This window comes from Mesorhizobium sp. CNPSo 4684, assembly GCF_057784315.1.
Genome location: NZ_JBWLUX010000013.1, coordinates 149,729 through 168,587 on the forward strand (window position 1 = coordinate 149,729; position 18,859 = coordinate 168,587).

Sequence of the window (18,859 nt, forward strand, 5' to 3'; positions counted from 1 at the left end):
TCTATCCCTCGTAATTGTCGCGCACCAGGCGGTCGAGCAGCCTGACGCCGAAACCCGAGCCCCAGGACTGGTTGATTTCGTTCGGCGGCGAGCCCATCGCGGTGCCGGCGATGTCGAGATGCGCCCACGGCGTTTCCTTGACGAAGCGCTGCAGGAACTGCGCCGCGATGATGGCGCCGCCATAGCGGCCGCCAATGTTCTTCATGTCGGCGCTCTTGGAATCGATCAGCTTGTCGTATTCGGGCCCAAGCGGCATGCGCCACAGCCGCTCCTGCGTCGCCTGGCCGGCCGTCGTCAACCTGTCCGACAGTTCGTCATTGTTGGAGAACAGGCCGGCATAGTGCTGGCCAAGCGCGACCATGATGGCGCCGGTCAGTGTCGCCAGATTGACCATGAATTTCGGCTGGAAACGGTCGTTGCAGTACCACAGCGCATCGGCCAGCACGAGGCGGCCTTCGGCGTCGGTGTTGAGCACCTCGATGGTCTGGCCCGACATCGAGGTGACGATGTCACCGGGGCGCTGGGCGTGGCCATCGACGGCATTCTCCACCAGCCCGATGATGCCGACGACATTGGCCTTTGCCTTGCGCGCCGCCAACGCCTGCATAAGCCCTGTGACTGCGGCAGCACCGCCCATATCGCCTTTCATGTCTTCCATGCCGGAAGCCGGCTTCATGGAATTGCCGCCGGTGTCGAAGGTGACGCCTTTGCCGACGAAGGCGACCGGTGCATCCTTGGCCTTGCCGCCCTTCCATTGCATGACAGCCATGCGGGCGCCGCGCGGCGAGCCTTGCGCGACACCGAGCAGCGAGCCCATGCCGAGCTTCTTCATTTCCTTCTCGGTGAGGATCTCGACCTCGACGCCGAGGGCTTCCAGTTCCTTGGCGCGGGCGGCGAATTCGACCGGGCCGAGTGCATTGGCGGGTTCGTTGACGAGGTCGCGCGCGAGAAGCACGCCGTCGATCACCGCCACTTCGTCGGCGAAGGCCTTTTTCGCGGCGGCCGGATCGGCGGTGTGGATGGTGACCTTGACCGGTTTCTTCGGCTCGGCGTCGTCCTTGTCCTTCCTGGTCTTGTATTTGTCGAAGGCGTAGCTGCGCAGGACGATGCCGGCAGCCAGGTTCGCCGCTTGCTTGCCGCCAATTTTTGCGCCCGGCACATCGAGAATGATGGCCACTTCGGTCGCCTTGCGCAGGGACGCCGCAATGGTGCCGCCAAGCTTCAGCCAGGCAAAGTCATCGAGACCGGCAACCTTGCCGGCGCCGATCGCCACCAGCCGGTCGAGCGATGTCCCCTGGGGCGCCAGCACTTCGACGACACCGGCAAATTTTCCGGAAAAGTCCGCCACCGGAAACGCCCGCGCCAGCGTTCCATCCGGATCGCAGGCCTTTGCCGGCTCGCCAAGACCGCCATCGTCGGCCGCCAGTACGAAGACGCTGCCCTTTTTAGGCGCGGCAAATTTGGCGAAGGCGATCAATGGTCTCAAAGTCATCAGGTCCTGCTTTCGGAAACGGCTCAGATTTTCTGGGAGAATGCGTTTTCAGGGAAGATGCGCGACATTTGGTCGTTTTCCTTCATTTGGCAAGACTTTGCCGGAATCGAGGCCCATACGCGCTGTGGAATCGATGACGATTCGTCGCGGCACGGCCCCGCTTTCCTGCCGCAACCTGTTGTTAACCATCGATGTTCTCCCTTTCTTATCCATTGCCGCCGACACTCCGGCCCGCGGGACGGGCGATGTGGGACGGGAATCGGATCGATCCGCTGAGATGGAAAGGCCTAACAGACCCTGTTGTACAGGCGCAGCCGGACTACTACCTTGTCTGCGGGCATGATGCCGTTCGGCAAATCGAGAAAAGCCTTACATGAAGGTCGTTGAACGCTACATCATGCGTCGCGCGCTGGCGGTGTTTCTCGCTGCGCTGATCTGGACGCTGGCCATTGTCTGGACGACGCAGGTGCTCGCCCGCATCGATCTCGTTACCGACAGCGGCCAGTCGGCGCTGACCTTCTTCGAGGTCGCGGCCCTCATCATCCCCACGATCATCCCGATCGTGGTGCCGTTCGCCCTGGTGGTGGCGGTCGCCCAGACGCTCAGCGTCATGAATTCCGATTCGGAGCTGGCCGTCATCAACGCCGCCGGCGCCTCGCGCTGGACGATCGTTCGGCCGGTCCTGCTGATCGCTCTGGCGGCCAGTGTCCTTTCCTTCGCCGTCGACAATGGCGTCGAGCCTTACGCCAGGCAGAAGAACCGCCAGCTGATCGCATCCTCGCGCGCCGATCTTTTGTCGCTGATCATCCAGGAAGGCACATTCCGCAAGATCGACGACGGGCTGTTCCTGCAGATCGGCGAGCGGCTGCCGGACAACCGGCTTGGCGGCATCTTCGTCGCCGATTCGCGCGAGGAAGGCGCCAATTTGATCTATTATGCCAAGAGCGGCAGCGTCGTCGAAAAGGGTGACGAGAAGGTGCTGATGATGAATGACGGCGTCATTCATCGCAAGACGCTGACCGGTGACCTGTCGGTCATCCGCTTCACCTCCTACGCCTTCGATCTGTCCGCCTTCATGTCGGCGGCGAACGATATCCTGCTCCTGCCCAAGGACCGAACGACGCAGTATCTGCTCAACCCGGACGCCAACGACAAGATCTTCCAGCGCAGGCCCGGCGCCTACAAGGCCGAGCTCGACCAGCGCTTTTCCGAATGGTCGTACTCGCTGGTTTTCGCGCTGATCGCGTTGGCCGTGGCAGGTGACGCGCGCTCACACCGCGAGGCGCGCATCCATCCGCTGATCACAGCCATTGCCATTGCGCTGTTCGTGCGCTGGCTGGGCTTTTTTGCCGCCGGGAAAGCCGACAAGATCCCGCAATATACCTACATGGTCTATGGCGTGCCGATCGTCGCCTCGGCGATCGCCATCTGGTTCATCGTCACCTCACGAAGCATGGAACTGCCCGGCAGCTGGGCCGACTGGCTGACGAATTTCGCCGGCCGCGTCACCGATGGCTGGACGGCGCTGAAGCTGCGCCTCACCCGGCGCTATACATCCGGCCAGGGAGCCTGACGATGGGCTGGACCTTGGGCCGCTACTTCTTCTTTCGCTACGTGTCGATCACGATCTGGTTCTTCATCGGCCTTCTGGCGCTGGTGTTCCTGATCGACTTCACCGAACTGTCCGGCCGCATCACCGGCCTGCCGGGCTTTACCTACGGCACGGCGGTCGCCATCTCGGCGCTGAGGATGCCGATGATCATGCTGCAGACGGTGCCGTTTGTCGGCCTGTTTTCGGCGATGGCGACGCTGGTGTCGCTCAACCGCAAGTATGAGCTGGTCATTGCGCGTTCGGCCGGCGTGTCGGCCTGGCAGTTCCTGTTGCCCTGCTGCATCGGTGCGTTGTTATTCGGCGCGCTGTCGGTCGGCGTGCTCAATCCGATCGCCGCGCACGGCTTTTCCTGGTCGGAGCAGATGGAAAACCAGCTGCGGTCCGGCAATTCGAACGCGGTTGCAGCCGATGCCACGCCGTGGATCCGCCAGAAAACCGCCACCGGTGACACCATCATCGGCGCCCGCGCCATCCTTAACCAGGGCCTGGAAATGGCCGACGCGGTGTTCTTCGTTCTCGATCCGCACGGCAATATCGTCGAGCGCAAGGACGCGGCGCGGGCTTTCCTGCGCGACGGCTACTGGGAATTGCAGGACGTCAAGGTGTTCAAGGACGGCAACATCCGCTCGGAAACGACGGACCAGTTGCCGACCAACCTCAAGCCGGAGTTCGTGCAGGAAAGGCTGGCGCGCCCCGAAACCATTCCGTTTTACGAGCTTCCCGGCAAGATTGAGGTTGCCCGCTCCTTCGGCCTCAAGGCAAATGCCTTCGCCATGCAGTTCGATTCGCTGGTGGCGTTACCGTTCCTGCTTGTGGCCATGACGCTGATTGCGGCAACAGTTTCAATGCGATTTGCGAGGATGGGGCAGTCGGCAACGATGATTCTGGGTGGCGTCCTCGCCGGCTTTCTGCTTTATGTCGTTTCGGTATTGGTCAAGGCATTCGGCGTGGCGGGATTCGTGCCCACAGCCGTGGCTGCATGGGTTCCGGTTGTCGTGGCTATGTTCTTTGGGGTGACATTCCTGCTATACAAGGAAGACGGCTAGTGAGGGAGGCGGCTTTGCGCAGCCATAGGCAGGCTGGTTTGGCGCGCCTTTATTCGGCGAGCGCCTTGGCATGTCTGCTCGCTTGCGGCGTGCCGATGGCTCCTGCGCTGGCGCAGGATGTCACCGACGCGGCAACGAAGGTTCCCTCCGGCACCCAGATGCTGTTGGCGGCCGACACGCTCGTCTATAACAACGACAACCAGACGGTCACCGCCATCGGCGGCGTCCAGATCGACTATGGCGGCAACAAGCTCGTCGCCCAGCGTGTCGTGTATGATCGCAACACCAAGCGGCTCGTCGCCAGCGGCAATGTCGAGATCGTCAACAGCGACGGCACCAAGATCAACTCGCAGCACATCGATATTACCGACGATTTCGCCGACGGTTTCGTTAACGCGCTGCGCGTCGAGACCCCCGAAAAGGCCTATTTCGCCGCCGAAAGCGCTGAACGCATGGGCGGCGTGCTGACGACGTTCCACAACGGCGTCTATACCGCCTGCGAGCCTTGCGAGGACAAGCCGGACAAGGCGCCGACCTGGCGGGTCAAAGCCAGGAAGATCATCTGGAACGGCGAAAAGAAGACGGTTCGCTTCGAGAACGCGAATTTCGAATTCTTCGGCTTCCCGCTGGCCTATCTGCCGGCATTCGAGATCGCCGACCCGACGGTCAAGCGCAAAAGCGGCTTCCTGATCCCCAGCATCGCCTTCAACAACGAACTCGGCGTCGGCGTCAAAGTCCCCTACTATTTCGCACTGTCGCCGACCTACGATCTCACCGTCACCGGCAGCGGCTATACCAAGCAGGGTTTCCTCGGCGAGGCCGAGTGGCGCCAGCGCTTCAACAATGGCCAGTACACGCTGAAGATTGCCGGCATCCGTCAGGAAGACCCCAACGCCTTCATCGATGGCTCCGCTTTCCCCACTAGCGCTGGCCACAATGTCAATTCGGGCGATGTCGGCGATCCCAACAAGTTTCGCGGCATGATGGGCACCAAAGGCCAGTTCGCCATCAATCCGCGCTGGGACTTCGGTTGGGACATCCTGCTGCAGACCGACAAGAATTTCTCGCGTACCTATACGATCGACGGCTACAACGACGCCGTGCATCAATCGTCGGTCTACCTGACCGGCCTCAACGGTCGCAATTATTTCGATGTGCGCGCCATGCGCTTCCAGGTTCAGGAAAACGCACTGGACAGCAACATCTCGTCGCGCAGCGACAAGCAGCCCTGGGTGCTGCCGTCGCTCGACTATGCCTATATCCCCGACATGTCGGTGGCCGGCGGCCAGCTGTCGTTCAACGTCAATGCGCGGGTGATCCGCCGCGACGATCTCGATCAGGCCTATTTTACCCCCTACGTGCCGGCCTCGGGCGTCCAGCGCGTGCGCGGCATCGAGGGCGAGTCGGGCCGCTTCACCGCCGAGGCCGAGTGGAAGCGCACCTTCACCACGGACGGCGGATTGCAACTGACGCCTCTCTTGGCTCTGCAGGGTGACGTCGACTATCTCAATGCATCCTCAGGTTCGCTCGCTGCCATTAATGCGATGGCCGCCGATCCTCGAATAGACACCACCGCCGACATGCGGTCTTCCTTTGCCCGTTACATGGCGACCGCCGGACTTGAAATGCGCTGGCCGGTGCTGTTCTCGATGACCGGCTCCAGCCATGTCGTCGAGCCGATGGCGCAGGTCTTCATGCGCCCAAACGAACAGTATGTCGGCGGCCTGGCCGTTCCCAACGAGGATGCACAGAGCTTCGTCTTCGACGCCACGACGCTGTTCGAGCGCGACAAGTTCTCCGGCTACGACCGCGTCGAAGGCGGCAGCCGCGCCAATGTCGGGTTCCGCTATTCGGGCGCCTATGACAATGGCTGGGGCACCAACGCCATCTTTGGCCAGTCCTACCAGCTGGGCGGACGCAATTCGTTCGATTCACCGGATCTGGTCAATGCGGGTGCCGATTCCGGCCTGGAGACTTCGACCTCCGATTATGTCGGCCTTATCGGGTTCAGCAGCCCGAGCGGCTTCTCAGGCTCGTTCAGCGGCCGCTTCGACGAGCAGAGCTTCGAAGTTCGCCGCGCCGAGGTGAAGGCCGCCTATTCCGGCCTGCCGGTTTCGCTGAGCGCCAAATACGCCTTCATCCAGGCGCAGCCGCTCTACGGTTTCACCACCGATCGCCACGAAGTCACGCTCGGCGCCTCGACGCACCTGGCCGAAAACTGGCGCGTCTTCGGCACAGGCACCTACGATCTGCAGCAAAGCGTGCTGGTCAAGGACGGCGTCGGCTTTGCCTACAACGATTCCTGCTTCACCTATCTGATGACGTTCTCGGAATCGCGCGACATCAACACCAAGGAAGTGTCGCAGAATGTCGGCTTCAATCTGTCGTTCCGCACGCTCGGCGATTTCGGCTCGTCACAAAACTCGATCGACACCATCCAGTAGAGCCGGCTGACGACATCGTTTTGCCGTATAAAGCGGGCACGGGTTTCGGTCATCCAAAACCGGGCTTAGAATTGGGATGCTTTCGATGAGGAAATACCTGTTTTCGGCAGGATTCGCGCTCCTGATAGCGGCGACCTCGATCTCAGTCACCATGACGACGCCGCCGGCCTTCGCCAGTGAAATCAAGTATGTCGTCAACAACATACCGATCACCAGCGGCGACATTGCGCACCGGGCTGCCTTCCTGAAACTGCAGCGCAAGAAGGGCGACGCAGGCCAGGAGATGATCGACCAGACGCTGCGCACGGCCGAGGCCAAGCGCCTCGGCATCCGCATCACCGATGCCCAGGTCGAGGCCGCCTATCAGCGCTTTGCCTCGAACAACAAGATGCAGCTCAAGCAATTGGACGGCGTCATGACGCAGTCCGGCGTGACCAAGGAGCATTTCAAGGAATTCATCCGCGCCCAGATGGCGTGGAACCAGGCGCTGAGCGCACGCTATAGCGGTGGCGGCGGACAGATGAGCGAACAGGATCTGGTCAAGCACATGCTCGAAAAAGGCGGCGCCAAGCCGAGCGCCACCGAGTACATGCTGCAGCAGGTGATCTTCGTGGTGCCGAAGGCCGAGCGCAGCGCCACACTCGCCAAGCGCAAGCGTGAGGCCGAGGCCATGCGCGCCCGCTTTAACGGCTGCGCCACCACGCGCGAATTCGCCAAGGGCCTGATCGACGTCACCGTTCGCGATCTCCCCAGGGTGCTGGCGCCGCAACTGCCGCCGGACTGGGCCGAGCAGATCAAGGCCACCAAGCTGGGCGGCGCCACGGCCGTGCGCGAGACCGATCGCGGCATCGAATTCATCGGTATCTGCTCGTCGCGCGAGGTCTCCGACGACAAGGCTGCCCAGATGGTGTTCCAGAGCGAAAGCACCGGCGACAAGAACGCCGACGACCTCTCGGCCAAATATGTCGAGGAGCTGAAGGCGAAAGCCAAGATCGTCACGCGCTGAAACCGGCCTGGCCGTGCGTGAGACAGAGCTTCCGCTGGCACTGAGCGTCGGCGATCCGTCCGGCGTCGGGCCGGAAATCGCCATTGCCGCGTGGCAGAGCGCCCACGATTCGGGTGCGGCACCCTTCTATCTTCTCGCCGACCCGGCGCTGATCGCCGCGCGGGCGCGCCGGATCGGCGCCGAAGTGGCAATCGCGGAGACGGTGCCGGCGCAAGCAGCTGATGTCTTTCAACACGCTTTGCCCGTGGTGCCGCTGGCGGCCCGCTTCACCGACGATCCCGGCCGGCCTGACCCGGCCAATGCCGCCGGCACCATCGAGGCCATTGACCGCGCCGTCGCCGACTGCCTTGCCGGCCACGCGGCCGCGGTCGTCACCTGTCCGATCGCCAAGAAGCCGCTTTACGATGCCGGCTTCGGCTTTCCCGGCCACACCGAATATCTGGCGCATCTGGCCTCTCTCCACACCGGTGGCGCGGTAACCCCGGTGATGCTGCTCGCCGGCCCCGAATTGCGCACCGTTCCGGTCACCATCCACATTGCGCTGGCCGAGGTGCCGAAGGTGCTGACGACGGAGCTGATCGTTGCGATCTCGCGCATCACCGCCGCCGATCTTGCAAGCCGCTTCGGCATCGCCAGGCCGAGGCTCGCGCTTGCCGGCCTCAATCCGCATGCAGGCGAAAGCGGCGCCATGGGAACGGAGGATGAGCGCATCATCCGTCCGGCGGTCGAGATCCTGCGCGCGCAAGGCATCGACGCCTTCGGGCCGCTGCCGGCCGATACGATGTTTCATGCGCGCGCCCGTGCCGGCTACGACGTGGCGATCTGCATGTATCACGACCAGGCGTTGATCCCGGCCAAGGCGCTGGCGTTCGACGAGGCGGTCAACGTCACGCTTGGCCTGCCGTTCATTCGCACTTCGCCCGATCACGGCACAGCCTTCGACATCGCCGGCAAAGGCATCGCACGTCCCGACAGCCTGATCGCGGCGCTGAAGCTGGCCCGCCGGCTGGCCGATACCGGTATAAAGGTCGCAGCCGCATGAGCGTTGATGGGCTGCCGCCACTGCGCGAGGTGATCGAACGCCATGGGCTGCAGGCAAAGAAGGCACTTGGTCAGAATTTCCTGCTCGACCTCAATCTGACCGGCAAGATCGCGCGCGCCGCCGGTGACCTTAGCGACAGCACGGTGATCGAGGTCGGCCCCGGCCCCGGCGGGCTGACCAGGGCGCTGCTCTCTGCCGGTGCCCGGCGCGTTATCGCCATCGAACGCGACGAACGCTGCCTGGCGGCGCTTGCCGAGATCTCCAACCACTATCCGGGCCGGCTTGAGGTGATCAGCGGCGACGCGCTGAAGACGGATTTTGCCACTCTTGCCAGGGCCGCGACGCAAGGCGGCGGCCCGGTGAGGATTGCCGCCAACCTGCCCTACAATATCGGCACCGAGCTGTTGATCCGTTGGCTGACCGTCACCGACTGGCCGCCCTTCTATCAATCGATGACGCTGATGTTCCAGCGCGAGGTGGCCGAGCGGATCGTCGCCGGCGCCGGCAGCGACGCCTATGGCCGGCTCGGCGTGCTGGCGGGCTGGCGGACTGAAGCGAGGATCGCCTTCGACGTGCCACCGCAAGCGTTCACGCCGCCGCCCAAGGTGACCTCCTCGGTGGTGCATCTGGTGCCGCGTGCCAGCCCCCTGGCGGCCGACGTGAAAAAACTCGGCCGCGTCACCGAAGCCGCCTTCGGCCAGCGCCGGAAGATGCTGCGGCAGAGCGTGAAGAGCCTGGGCGGCGAGGCACTGCTTATGCGCGCCAACATCGATCCGACCCGGCGGGCGGAGACGCTCAGCGTCGAGGAATTCGTGCGGCTGACGAACGCCGTTTGAGCTGCCCATCTCCCCCCTCGTGGGGGAGATGTCCGGCAGGACAGAGGGGGCCGCGAAGGAATGCCTACCTCGGAGTCTTGATCAGAGAATTGTTGATATTCGACCTGCCAGAGTGATGCTGATTACTGCAACTGCTGGCGGGACAGCGCCCCCCTCTGCCCTGCCGGGCATCTCCCCCACAAGGGGGGAGATTGGCGCTCCACCGCCTCACTCCGTCTTCTCGTCCAACAGCCCCGATACGAAATCGAACAAACCCGGCCGGCGGTCGCGCCGAAGCCGTTCTGCCGTTACGATGCCGCGCACTTCGGCGAAGGCGCGGTCGAGATCGTCGTTGACGATGACGAAGTCGTATTCCTTCCAGTGCTCGATCTCGTTGCGGGCGTTCTTCAGCCTGGTCTCGATCACCTGTTCCTGGTCCTCGGCGCGGCGCTTCAGCCGCGCCTTCAATTCCTTCATCGACGGCGGCAGGATGAAGATCGAGACGATGTCGGCGCGCATCTTTTCCTTGAGCTGCTGGGCGCCTTGCCAGTCGATGTCGAACAGCATGTCGCGCCCTTGCGCCAGCGCCAGTTCGGCCGGCTCGCGCGGCGTCGCATAGCAATTGCCGTGCACCTCGGCCCATTCCAGCAGCGCGTCGGAATCGCGCAGCCGCTCGAACTCGCGCATGGTGCGGAAGTGGTAGTGGACGCCTTCGATCTCCGAGCCACGGCGTGGCCTGGTGGTGACCGAGACCGACAGTTCCAGGCTGCCATCGCTTTCCAGCAGGTTGCGCGCGATCGTCGACTTGCCGGCGCCGGACGGCGACGACAGGACCAGCATCAGCCCGCGTCGGCGAATGCGGGACCCCAGATCCCTGGCAACCATCGGCTCCTTGGCACCCATTTTGGGTTACTCCAGATTCTGGACCTGTTCGCGAAATTGGTCGACCACCGCCTTGAGCTCCAGCCCGATGGCGGTGACAGTGGCGGCGTTCGACTTCGAACACAGAGTATTCGATTCGCGGTTGAATTCCTGCGCCAGAAAATCGAGCTTGCGGCCGATGGCGCCGCCATTTGCCAGCAGCACCCGGCCCGACACAACATGTGTCTTCAGCCGGTCGATTTCTTCGCGAATATCAGCCTTGGTGGCCAGGAACGCCGCTTCCATGTGCAGCCGGCCGGCATCGAGATTGGCCGACGCATCCATCAGCAGCCGCACCTGTTCGGCGATCCGTTCGCGGATCGCCGCTGGCTCGCGCGACGGGTCGGCCTCGGCCTTGCGCGTCAGTGCCTCGATGGCGTCGATGTGACCGGAAAGCAGCGAGCGCAGCGCTTCACCCTCGCTTTGGCGCGCCTGCTCGAGACCGGTAAGTGCGGTTTCGAGCGCTGACAGGATTGCCGCGTCGAGCGTTGCCCGCACCTCCTCGGTTTCGTTGCTTTCAGGGATGTCCAGCACGCCGCGCAGGGAAAGCAGGCCGTCGGCGGTCGCCGGAGCAACACCGAACTGCTCCTGCAGCCGCTTGGCCAACCCGGCCAGATCCCGGAGGAAGACTTCGTTGACCACCGGCTGCACCTGCTGGCCGGCGGCGCGGCCGACGGTCAGCGTCGCCTGGAAATTGCCGCGCGAAAACCGCTTCTGCAGCGTCTGCCGGACCGCCGGCTCCAGCCGCTCAAAACCTTGCGGCAGCCGCAGCCTGACCTCGACGCTCTTGCCGTTGACCGACTTGACCTCCCAGGCGATCGAGGCACCGTCGTGCTCGGCGACGGCGCGTGCAAATCCGGTCATGCTCTGCAAATTCATGATGCGGCTCGTGTCTCCCTGATGTTCCGATTCTGAAATCCTGCTGGCGTTCGATATCACGGGCAGCGCGAATGTCAGAATCGCAATACCGGCAAGGTGTTGATTTCCGGTGTCGTTTTGATCTCGCAGTGCCGAAATCGGCAGAGGCCTCGGAGCAAGGCTTCAAACCGCGCTGGCGTTCAAAGCATCAGCGCGTCGCCTTGTCCGCAGCGCGTAAGGTCACTCCGCCAAAAAGCGCCGGCCTGCTACTGGGCGGCACCCGCATCGCCGCCGGCATCGCCACTGGCGTCACCGCTGTCGTCGCCATCCGCCGGCGCATCGGTCTGGCCCGGGGTCTTGGCACCTTTGGCGACGTCTTCAGCCTGCTTTTTCTGCAGCGCCCGGTAGCGAGCCACGTTCTCATTGTGCTCGGCAAGCGTCGTGGCAAAGACGTGGCCGCCGGTGCCGTCGGCAACGAAATAGAGATCGTCGGTCTTCGACGGATTGGCGACGGCTTCGAGTGCGGCACGGCCCGGGTTGGCGATCGGCGTCGGCGGCAGGCCGTTGATCAGATAGGTGTTGTAAGGCGTCTGCTTCTCAATGTCCGACTGGTAGATCGGCCGGTCGGCGGGTTTGCCCTTGCCGCCGAACAGGCCGTAAATGATGGTCGGATCCGATTGCAGCCGCATGCCCTTGGCCAGACGGTTGAGGAAGACGGCGGCAACGCGCGAGCGCTCGTCACCCCGGCCGGTTTCCTTTTCGACGATCGAGGCCAAGGTGACGAAGTCGTCGACATTGGCCAGAGGCAGGTCAGGCGCGCGCCGCTGCCAGACTTCGTCGACCAGCTTTTTCTGGTCGGCGAGCAGCTTGTCGATCATCTGCTGGCGCGTGGCGCCGCGGGTGAAGCGCAACGTATCGGTGGCAAGGCTGCCCTCGGCCGGCGTGGTCGCCGGCATGTCCCCGGTCAGCGCATCCTGTTCGGCAACACGCTGCAGCGCCTGCTCGACCGTCAGGCCCTCGGGAATGGTCAGCGAATACATCACCGACTTGCCGCTCTTCAGAAGCTCCATGATGTCGCGCATGGAGGCGTGTGGCTTGACTTCGTATTCGCCGGCCTTCAGCGCTGAATCATTGCCATAGACGCGCACGCCAATGCGGAAGATGCGGGCGTCGCTGATCAATCCACGCCGTTCGAGCTGGTCGGCAATATCCTGGACGCCGGTGTTCGGCTTGACCAGGAAGGTGTCGCCATTGGCGGACGGACCAGGTTCGTTGAAGGCCTGTTTGCCGAAATAAAGCGAGACGCCGGCGGCGAGGATCATCAACATCACCGCGGAGATGACGAAGTTCATGAACACGACGACCTGGCTGCGCGAGGCGCGCGAGCGCTTCGGCGGCGGCGTGCCGGCTTCCGGCCGCAAGGCCTCGGCCGCAGTCTTCGGCACGATAGGGCCGGTCTGCTGGTTTTGTCCGAATTGTCCGCTGCCGCCCGGATTGGTGTTCATAAGCGCCCTACCATCTGATCTCTTAGAGCGCCCATGCGTCCGGTTGGACGCACAGCGTGCCCTAACATTTCAAGCCTACGCATCGTGCTTTCAAAAAAAAGCGCCTTCGGTTTCAGGCCGATGCGACGAATCCCCAGCGGCAGAGTAGGCTCGAATATGGCAAAATTGACGACAGACCGCTGGCGCGCCGGTCGATACCGCAATCAGCCGATATAGCGCTGGAAAACCAGCGAAGCGTTGGTGCCGCCGAAGCCGAAGGAGTTGGACAGCGCCACGTCGACCTGGCGATGCCGTGGCGTGTTGGGTACAAGATCGATCGCGGTTTCGCGTTCCGGGTTGTCGAGATTGATGGTGGCGGGAGCGATGTTGTCGCGGATGGCGAGGATCGAGAAGATCGCCTCGGCGGCACCCGCGGCACCCAGGAGATGGCCGATCGACGACTTGGTCGACGACATCGAGATCTTCGAGGCGGCATTGCCGACCAGCCGCTCGACGGCGCCGAGCTCGATCGTATCGGCCATGGTCGAGGTGCCATGCGCGTTGATGTAATCGATATCGGCGGGCGTCAGCTTGGCCCGGTTCAGTGCCGCCATCATACAGCGGAAGGCGCCGTCGCCGTCTTCGGCCGGCGCGGTGATGTGATAGGCGTCGCCGGTCAGGCCGTAGCCGGTGACCTCGGCATAGATCTTGGCGCCGCGTGCCTTGGCGTGTTCGAGCTCTTCCAGCACGACGACGCCGGCGCCCTCGCCCATGACGAAGCCGTCACGGTCGCGGTCATAGGGGCGCGAGGCCTTTTCAGGCGTGTCGTTGCGGTCGGTGGACAGTGCCCGGCAAGCGGCGAAGCCGGCAAGCGAAAGCCTGGTCACCGGCGATTCGGCACCGCCGGCCAGCATCACGTCGGCGTCGCCGAAGATGATCAGCCGGGCGGCATCGCCAATGGCGTGCGCGCCGGTCGAGCAGGCGGTGACGACGGCGTGATTGGGACCCTTCAGCCCGTGCCGGATCGACACCTGACCGGACACCAGGTTGATGATGTTTCCAGGAATGAAGAACGGGCTGATGCGGCGCGGTCCACGCTCGTGCAGGATCAGCGCGTTTTCGGCGATGCCTTCGAGGCCGCCAATGCCGGAGCCGATCATGACGCCGGTGGCGCAACGCTCGGCTTCGGTGCCGGGCTCCCAGCCGGAATCCTTCAGCGCTTCGTCAGCGGCCGCGATCCCGTAAAGGATGAAGTCGCCGATCTTGCGCAGTTCCTTCGGTTCAAGCACGGCTTCGGGATTGAGCGTGCCGTTGGTGCCGTCACCGCGTGGAATGACGTGAGCGATCTTGCAGGCAAGATCCTCCACTTCAAACTCGGTGACGCGCTTGGCAGCGCTGCGGCCGGTCAGCAATTCCTTCCAGCTGTGCTCGAAGCCCATACCGAATGGCGAAACCAGGCCAAGGCCCGTGACGACGACACGCCTCATCGCAGGTCCTCCCCGGTGATGACTGCGGATAGCGTCAGGCCGAAGCCTTGTCGATGTACTTCACGGCGTCGCCGACGGTCAGGATGGTCTCGGCCGCATCGTCCGGAATCTCGACGCCAAACTCTTCTTCGAACGCCATGACGAGTTCGACCGTATCGAGGCTGTCCGCGCCCAGATCATCGATGAAGCTCGCCTGCTCCGTCACCTTGTCGGCATCGACGCCAAGATGTTCGATGACGATCTTCTTGACGCGCTCTGCGGTGTCACTCATTTGGGGCATCCTCGTCTTTTGTTTGTCTGTCTTCGTTAGCGGGCAGAATGCCGCTAATCAAGCTGAAAGATGGTCCTGCCGGAAACGCAACGGCACCGGACCGGTTTTTGCCCGAACCGCCGGGTTGCGGGCCGCATTACACGAAAATTGGCTAAGGTCCAAGGCGAAATGGTCTCTTTTCACAAGCCGGTCACGTCTTCTTATTGCCCGGCCATCTCCCCTCAAATCATCGCCATGCCGCCGTTGACATGGATGGTCTGGCCGGTGACGTAGGCGGCTTCGTTGGAGGCGAGATAGGCGACGGCAGACGCCACTTCAACACTCGTGCCCATGCGGCGCGTCGGAATCGCCGCCATGATCGCGTCTTTCTGCTTGTCGTTGAGCTTGTCGGTCATGGCCGATTCGATGAAGCCCGGGGCGACGCAGTTGACGGTGATGTTGCGGGTGGCGATCTCCTGCGCCAGCGACTTGGAAAAGCCGATCATGCCGGCCTTGGAGGCGCAATAATTGGTCTGGCCCGGGTTGCCGGTGACACCGACCACTGAAGTGATGTTGATGATGCGGCCATGCCGGCGGCGCATCATCGGATGGGTGAGCTCACGGGTCAGCCGAAACACGGCGGTCAGGTTGACCTCGAGCACACTGTCCCAATCGGCATCCGACATGCGCACGAACAGGCCGTCCTTGGTGATGCCGGCATTGTTGACCAGTATGTCGACGCCTTCGAGTTCGGCTTCCGCCTTCTGGCCAAGCGCCTTGACCTCGTCGCGGTTCGACAGATTGGCTGGAAACAGTTTTACCCGATCGCCGAGCTCGCCGGCCAGGGTCTCCAGTTTCTCGATGCGGGTGCCGTGCAGGCCGACAATGGCGCCTTGCGCATGCAGCACGCGGGCGATCGCCTCGCCAATGCCTCCCGATGCGCCGGTGACAAGCGCCTTGCGGCCGGTCAGTTCGAACATTTTCGTCTCCTGATCTTAAGAGAACACCCTTCCCATGGGAGGGATCAAATCGCCAGTGGATTATGCAAGCGCGGCCAGCGCCGCCTCGACATCGGCGGGAGTGCCGACGGCTGATGTGGCGACGTCGCGGTTGATGCGCCGCGCAAGGCCCGACAGCACCTTGCCGGCGCCGATCTCGTAGAGCGTGGCGACGCCGTTGGCGCCGAACCACTCTACCGTTTCGCGCCAGCGCACGCGGCCGGTGATCTGCTCGACAAGCCGCCGAGCGATCTCATCGGGATCGCTGGTCGGGGTCACGGTAACGTTGGAAACGACGGGAACCACCGGCGCATGCTTGACTACCCCGGCCAGCGCCTCGCGCATCACATCGGCCGCCGGCGCCATCAGCGCCGAGTGGAAGGGAGCGGAGACCTGCAGCATCAGCGCCCGTTTGGCGCCCTTCTCGGTGCACAATTTCGCGGCGAGTTCCACCGCCGCCTTGGCGCCGGAGATCACCAGCTGGCCGCCGCCATTGTCGTTGGCGATCTGGCAGACCTTGCCGGAGCCGGCTGCCGCTTCAGTGCAAGCGGCTTCGACGTCAGGCTGTTCCAGTCCGATGATCGCCGCCATCGCGCCCTCACCAGCCGGCACCGCCGCCTGCATGGCATTGCCGCGAATGCGCAGCAGCCGGGCGGCATCGGCGACCGAGACGAAACCGGCGGCGGCAAGGGCGGAATATTCGCCGAGCGAATGGCCGGCAACGTAGGCGACCTTGTCCTTCAGCGAAAAACCGCGCGCTTCCAGCGCCCGCACCGCAGCCAGCGATACTGCCATCAGCGCCGGCTGGGCATTGGCGGTCAAGGTCAGCGTCTCTTCAGGGCCTTCCCAGATCAATGTCGACAGCTTTTCGCCCAGCGCCTCGTCGACTTCCTCGAAGACCCTGCGCGCCTCGGGGAAGGCGTCGGCGAGGTCCTTGCCCACGCCGACAGCCTGGCTGCCTTGTCCCGGAAAGGTGAATGCAACGGCCATTTGGGCTCTCTCCAGCGGCTGATTTTTCCTGCCTGTGACGCAAGGCGGACCGCCAAGTCAAGCCCGCGAGCAGCATTTCGACCCTCGTTCCACCGGGAAGCTGACTTCGAGTCCCTGTTCTGAAAGGCTTTTTTCCGATCACTCCTGATGAAAACCGCTCACGAATCGTTTGCTGGCTCTTCTTATTTCCGCCACAGGCGCTAGCTTTTGCATGACAGTTCTATGACAGAACGGTGACGCGAGTGGAAAAACGCGTTGCTTGGGCCGGGGGAAGAAGAAAAGTGGCAAGGATCAGGAAGGGCGCGGCAGTACCCGCGCCGCAGTTCTTGGAAGACGATCCGTCCACCGGCTACCTGCCGGGGCGCAGATGGCCTGTCATCCGCTACGGTCTGGTCACGCTGCTTGCTTCCGCCGTCCTGGTGTTCGCCATCGAATGGATCGTGCGCGGCGACTTTTTCGGCACGGTCGACTTCTTCCTGCAACCCTTCAAGCCGGGCTGGACCACCATCATCGTCTTTGCGCTGGTGCTGATCGGACTGGACGCCGTGCTTGGCCGCAGCCACCAAAGCCTGATGATCGTGGCGCCGCTGACGCTGGCGCTGGCCTTTGTCGGGCACCAGAAGTCGCACTATCTCGGCGATCCGCTCTACCCGACCGATTTCCTCTATTCGCGCCAGATCATGGCGTTGATGCCGCTTCTGGTGCGCGAGCGGCCCTGGACGGCGCTCGCCATGGCGGTCGGCATCGTCGCCGGCCTGTCGATGCTGATCTATGGCTGGCGGCTGTGGCGCCGCAAGGTGCCGATCCTCAGCCGCAAGGGGCGCCTGGCGCGGTTGACGCTGGCAGTGCCGCTGCTCGCCTTCTTCGTCTCGATCATGGATTACGCCACCTTCTCGTGGACCCGCGACCGGCTGCAGATCATCCCGATCATGTGGGACCAGAAGGAGAACTACGCCTCCAACGGGTTTGCCCTGGCGTTCGCGCTCAACGTGCCGATGGCGCATGTCTCGGCGCCAGTGGGCTATTCCGACAAGGCGATCGATGCGATCGACAGACCGGATGTGGCGGCCTCGGTGCCGGATGAGAAACCCGACATCATCGTGGTGATGAGCGAATCCTTCTGGGATCCGACCAAGCTGCCCGGCGTCGCCATCACGCCGGACCCGATCCCCAATGTGCGCGCTTTGCGCTCGGGCTACATGTTCTCGCCGGAATTCGGCGGCATGACCGCCAACATCGAATTCGAGGCGCTGACCGGCTTTTCCAATGCCTTCCTGCCGGCGGGCTCGATCCCCTACCAGCAATATGTGCGCACGCCGACGCCGTCGCTGGCGACCTTCCTGAAAAGCGAAGGCTATCGGGCGCGCGCCATCCATCCCGGCACCAACTGGTTCTGGAACCGCGGCGCGGTCTATGCCGATTTCGGCTTCAACGATTTCCGCTCGGAAGAGACGCTGCCGCCGCTGGAGAAGCGCGGGCCGCTGGCCTCCGACGCGGCAATGACCGACGAGATCATCGCAGAGGCCGACGCCAGCGAAGACCCGGTGTTCTTCTTCGCCGTCAGCCTGCAGAACCACGGCCCCTACGAGCCGTACCGCTATTACAATCCGACCCACAAGGTCGCGGCACCCATCAGCACATGGGCGCGGGAATCGCTGCTCAGCTACGCCGAGGGTTCGGCCGATGCCGACCGTGGCCTCGAGCGGCTGATCGAATGGGCGAAGAAGCGCGAGCGGCCGACGGTCATAGCCTTCTTCGGCGACCATCTGCCGCCGCTTGGTCCCGTCTATGTCGAGACCGGCTTCCTCAAAGACAATGTCGCGCCGCGCAAGGAGCCGACGCCGGAGGCAGCACTTGAGCACCACCAGACGCCGCTGATCATCTGGTCCAACCGCACCGGCCCGGCGCAGGATATGGGCGCGGTCAGCCCGGCCTTCCTGCCCTACCACATCCTGACCACCGCCGGGATCACGCACCCCTACTACACCGGCTTCCTCGGCGCGCTGCGCGAACGCTACCGCGTCGTCGATCGCAATCTCCTGCTGACGCCGTCAGGCGAAGCGACGCCCGACTGGGCGCGGCAGAAGAACATCGATCCGGCGATCAACGATTTCCGCCTGCTGCAATACGACATGATGTTCGGCAAGCGTAAGGCCGCGCCCGACTTCTTTCCCGAAACGGTGGACAAGGTCGCCCATACAAGTTGACGCCCGGCGTTTTTCGATCCTGCGACGCCAAGGATGCTGTCTGGAACGGCGTCCTACCCTGTCGATAGCTAATCAAGTTGTCCGGTTTGGTAGCACATCATTTGTCCGCTTCTGTTTTGCGTCGAAGCGGTTCACGCGGCTTGCCTGATGGGGCAAGTTTCCTCGATTGCGGCGCCATCAGGCCTGTATCGCGCAATGCGGCGCGGC

15 protein-coding genes are annotated in these 18,859 nt (G+C 63.3%); 7 read left to right on the forward strand and 8 right to left on the reverse strand.

All coding sequences use genetic code 11. The annotated features are described in order from the left end of the window. Position 1: 1 nt before the first annotated feature. Positions 2–1,492 carry a leucyl aminopeptidase gene (locus AC04SG_RS14700; RefSeq protein ID WP_352557985.1) on the reverse strand — a complete coding sequence of 497 codons (1,491 nt, stop codon included), beginning with the start codon at positions 1,490–1,492 and terminating at the stop codon, positions 2–4. A gap of 373 nt (positions 1,493–1,865) precedes the next feature. On the opposite strand from AC04SG_RS14700, the gene lptF reads away from it, so the two are divergent. From lptF to rsmA, 6 genes are all read left to right on the forward strand, one after another. Further along, entirely contained in the window at positions 1,866–3,065 is a 1,200-nt protein-coding gene (gene lptF, locus AC04SG_RS14705) for an LPS export ABC transporter permease LptF (protein ID WP_352585073.1), read from the forward strand. A 2-nt stretch (positions 3,066–3,067) separates the two neighbouring features. Further along, complete coding sequence (gene lptG / locus AC04SG_RS14710; RefSeq protein WP_112560802.1) at positions 3,068–4,150, forward strand: LPS export ABC transporter permease LptG; 1,083 nt, start codon at positions 3,068–3,070, stop codon at positions 4,148–4,150. Continuing rightward, positions 4,150–6,594, forward strand: coding sequence for an LPS-assembly protein LptD (locus AC04SG_RS14715; protein WP_488551633.1), 2,445 nt, complete (start codon positions 4,150–4,152; stop codon positions 6,592–6,594). Before lptG ends, AC04SG_RS14715 begins: the two co-directional genes overlap by 1 nt. A 76-nt stretch (positions 6,595–6,670) precedes the next feature. Beyond that, complete coding sequence (locus AC04SG_RS14720; protein WP_488551634.1) at positions 6,671–7,600, forward strand: peptidylprolyl isomerase; 930 nt, start codon at positions 6,671–6,673, stop codon at positions 7,598–7,600. 13 nt (positions 7,601–7,613) lie between these two features. After that, positions 7,614–8,642, forward strand: a complete 1,029-nt coding sequence (pdxA, locus tag AC04SG_RS14725; RefSeq protein WP_488551635.1) for a 4-hydroxythreonine-4-phosphate dehydrogenase PdxA — start codon at positions 7,614–7,616, stop codon at positions 8,640–8,642. Then, a complete protein-coding gene (gene rsmA / locus AC04SG_RS14730) occupies positions 8,639–9,478 on the forward strand; it encodes a 16S rRNA (adenine(1518)-N(6)/adenine(1519)-N(6))-dimethyltransferase RsmA (protein ID WP_488551636.1) in 840 nt (279 codons plus the stop codon). Before pdxA ends, rsmA begins: the two co-directional genes overlap by 4 nt. Positions 9,479–9,685: 207 nt before the next feature. Here rsmA and gmk read toward each other — a convergent pair whose 3' ends face one another. From gmk to fabD, 7 genes are all read right to left on the reverse strand, one after another. Continuing rightward, positions 9,686–10,360, reverse strand: a complete 675-nt coding sequence (gene gmk / locus AC04SG_RS14735) for a guanylate kinase (RefSeq protein ID WP_162712060.1) — start codon at positions 10,358–10,360, stop codon at positions 9,686–9,688. A gap of 6 nt (positions 10,361–10,366) precedes the next feature. Continuing rightward, positions 10,367–11,257: a YicC/YloC family endoribonuclease gene (locus AC04SG_RS14740; protein ID WP_488551637.1), complete on the reverse strand. Its 891-nt coding sequence runs from the start codon at positions 11,255–11,257 to the stop codon at positions 10,367–10,369. Between the two features lie 245 nt (positions 11,258–11,502). Next, positions 11,503–12,741 carry an endolytic transglycosylase MltG gene (mltG, locus tag AC04SG_RS14745; protein WP_488551638.1) on the reverse strand — a complete coding sequence of 413 codons (1,239 nt, stop codon included), beginning with the start codon at positions 12,739–12,741 and terminating at the stop codon, positions 11,503–11,505. A gap of 203 nt (positions 12,742–12,944) precedes the next feature. Further along, complete coding sequence (gene fabF / locus AC04SG_RS14750) at positions 12,945–14,207, reverse strand: beta-ketoacyl-ACP synthase II (protein ID WP_488551639.1); 1,263 nt, start codon at positions 14,205–14,207, stop codon at positions 12,945–12,947. Positions 14,208–14,241: 34 nt separating this feature from the next. Further along, complete coding sequence (locus AC04SG_RS14755; protein WP_006203723.1) at positions 14,242–14,478, reverse strand: acyl carrier protein; 237 nt, start codon at positions 14,476–14,478, stop codon at positions 14,242–14,244. 221 nt (positions 14,479–14,699) lie between these two features. Continuing rightward, positions 14,700–15,437 carry a 3-oxoacyl-[acyl-carrier-protein] reductase gene (fabG, locus tag AC04SG_RS14760; protein ID WP_027045360.1) on the reverse strand — a complete coding sequence of 246 codons (738 nt, stop codon included), beginning with the start codon at positions 15,435–15,437 and terminating at the stop codon, positions 14,700–14,702. Positions 15,438–15,497: 60 nt separating this feature from the next. Continuing rightward, a complete protein-coding gene (gene fabD / locus AC04SG_RS14765) occupies positions 15,498–16,445 on the reverse strand; it encodes an ACP S-malonyltransferase (protein WP_488551640.1) in 948 nt (315 codons plus the stop codon). Between the two features lie 281 nt (positions 16,446–16,726). Here fabD and AC04SG_RS14770 point away from each other — a divergent pair, with 281 nt between their 5' ends. Then, complete coding sequence (locus AC04SG_RS14770; RefSeq protein WP_488551641.1) at positions 16,727–18,652, forward strand: LTA synthase family protein; 1,926 nt, start codon at positions 16,727–16,729, stop codon at positions 18,650–18,652. Positions 18,653–18,859: the final 207 nt, after the last annotated feature.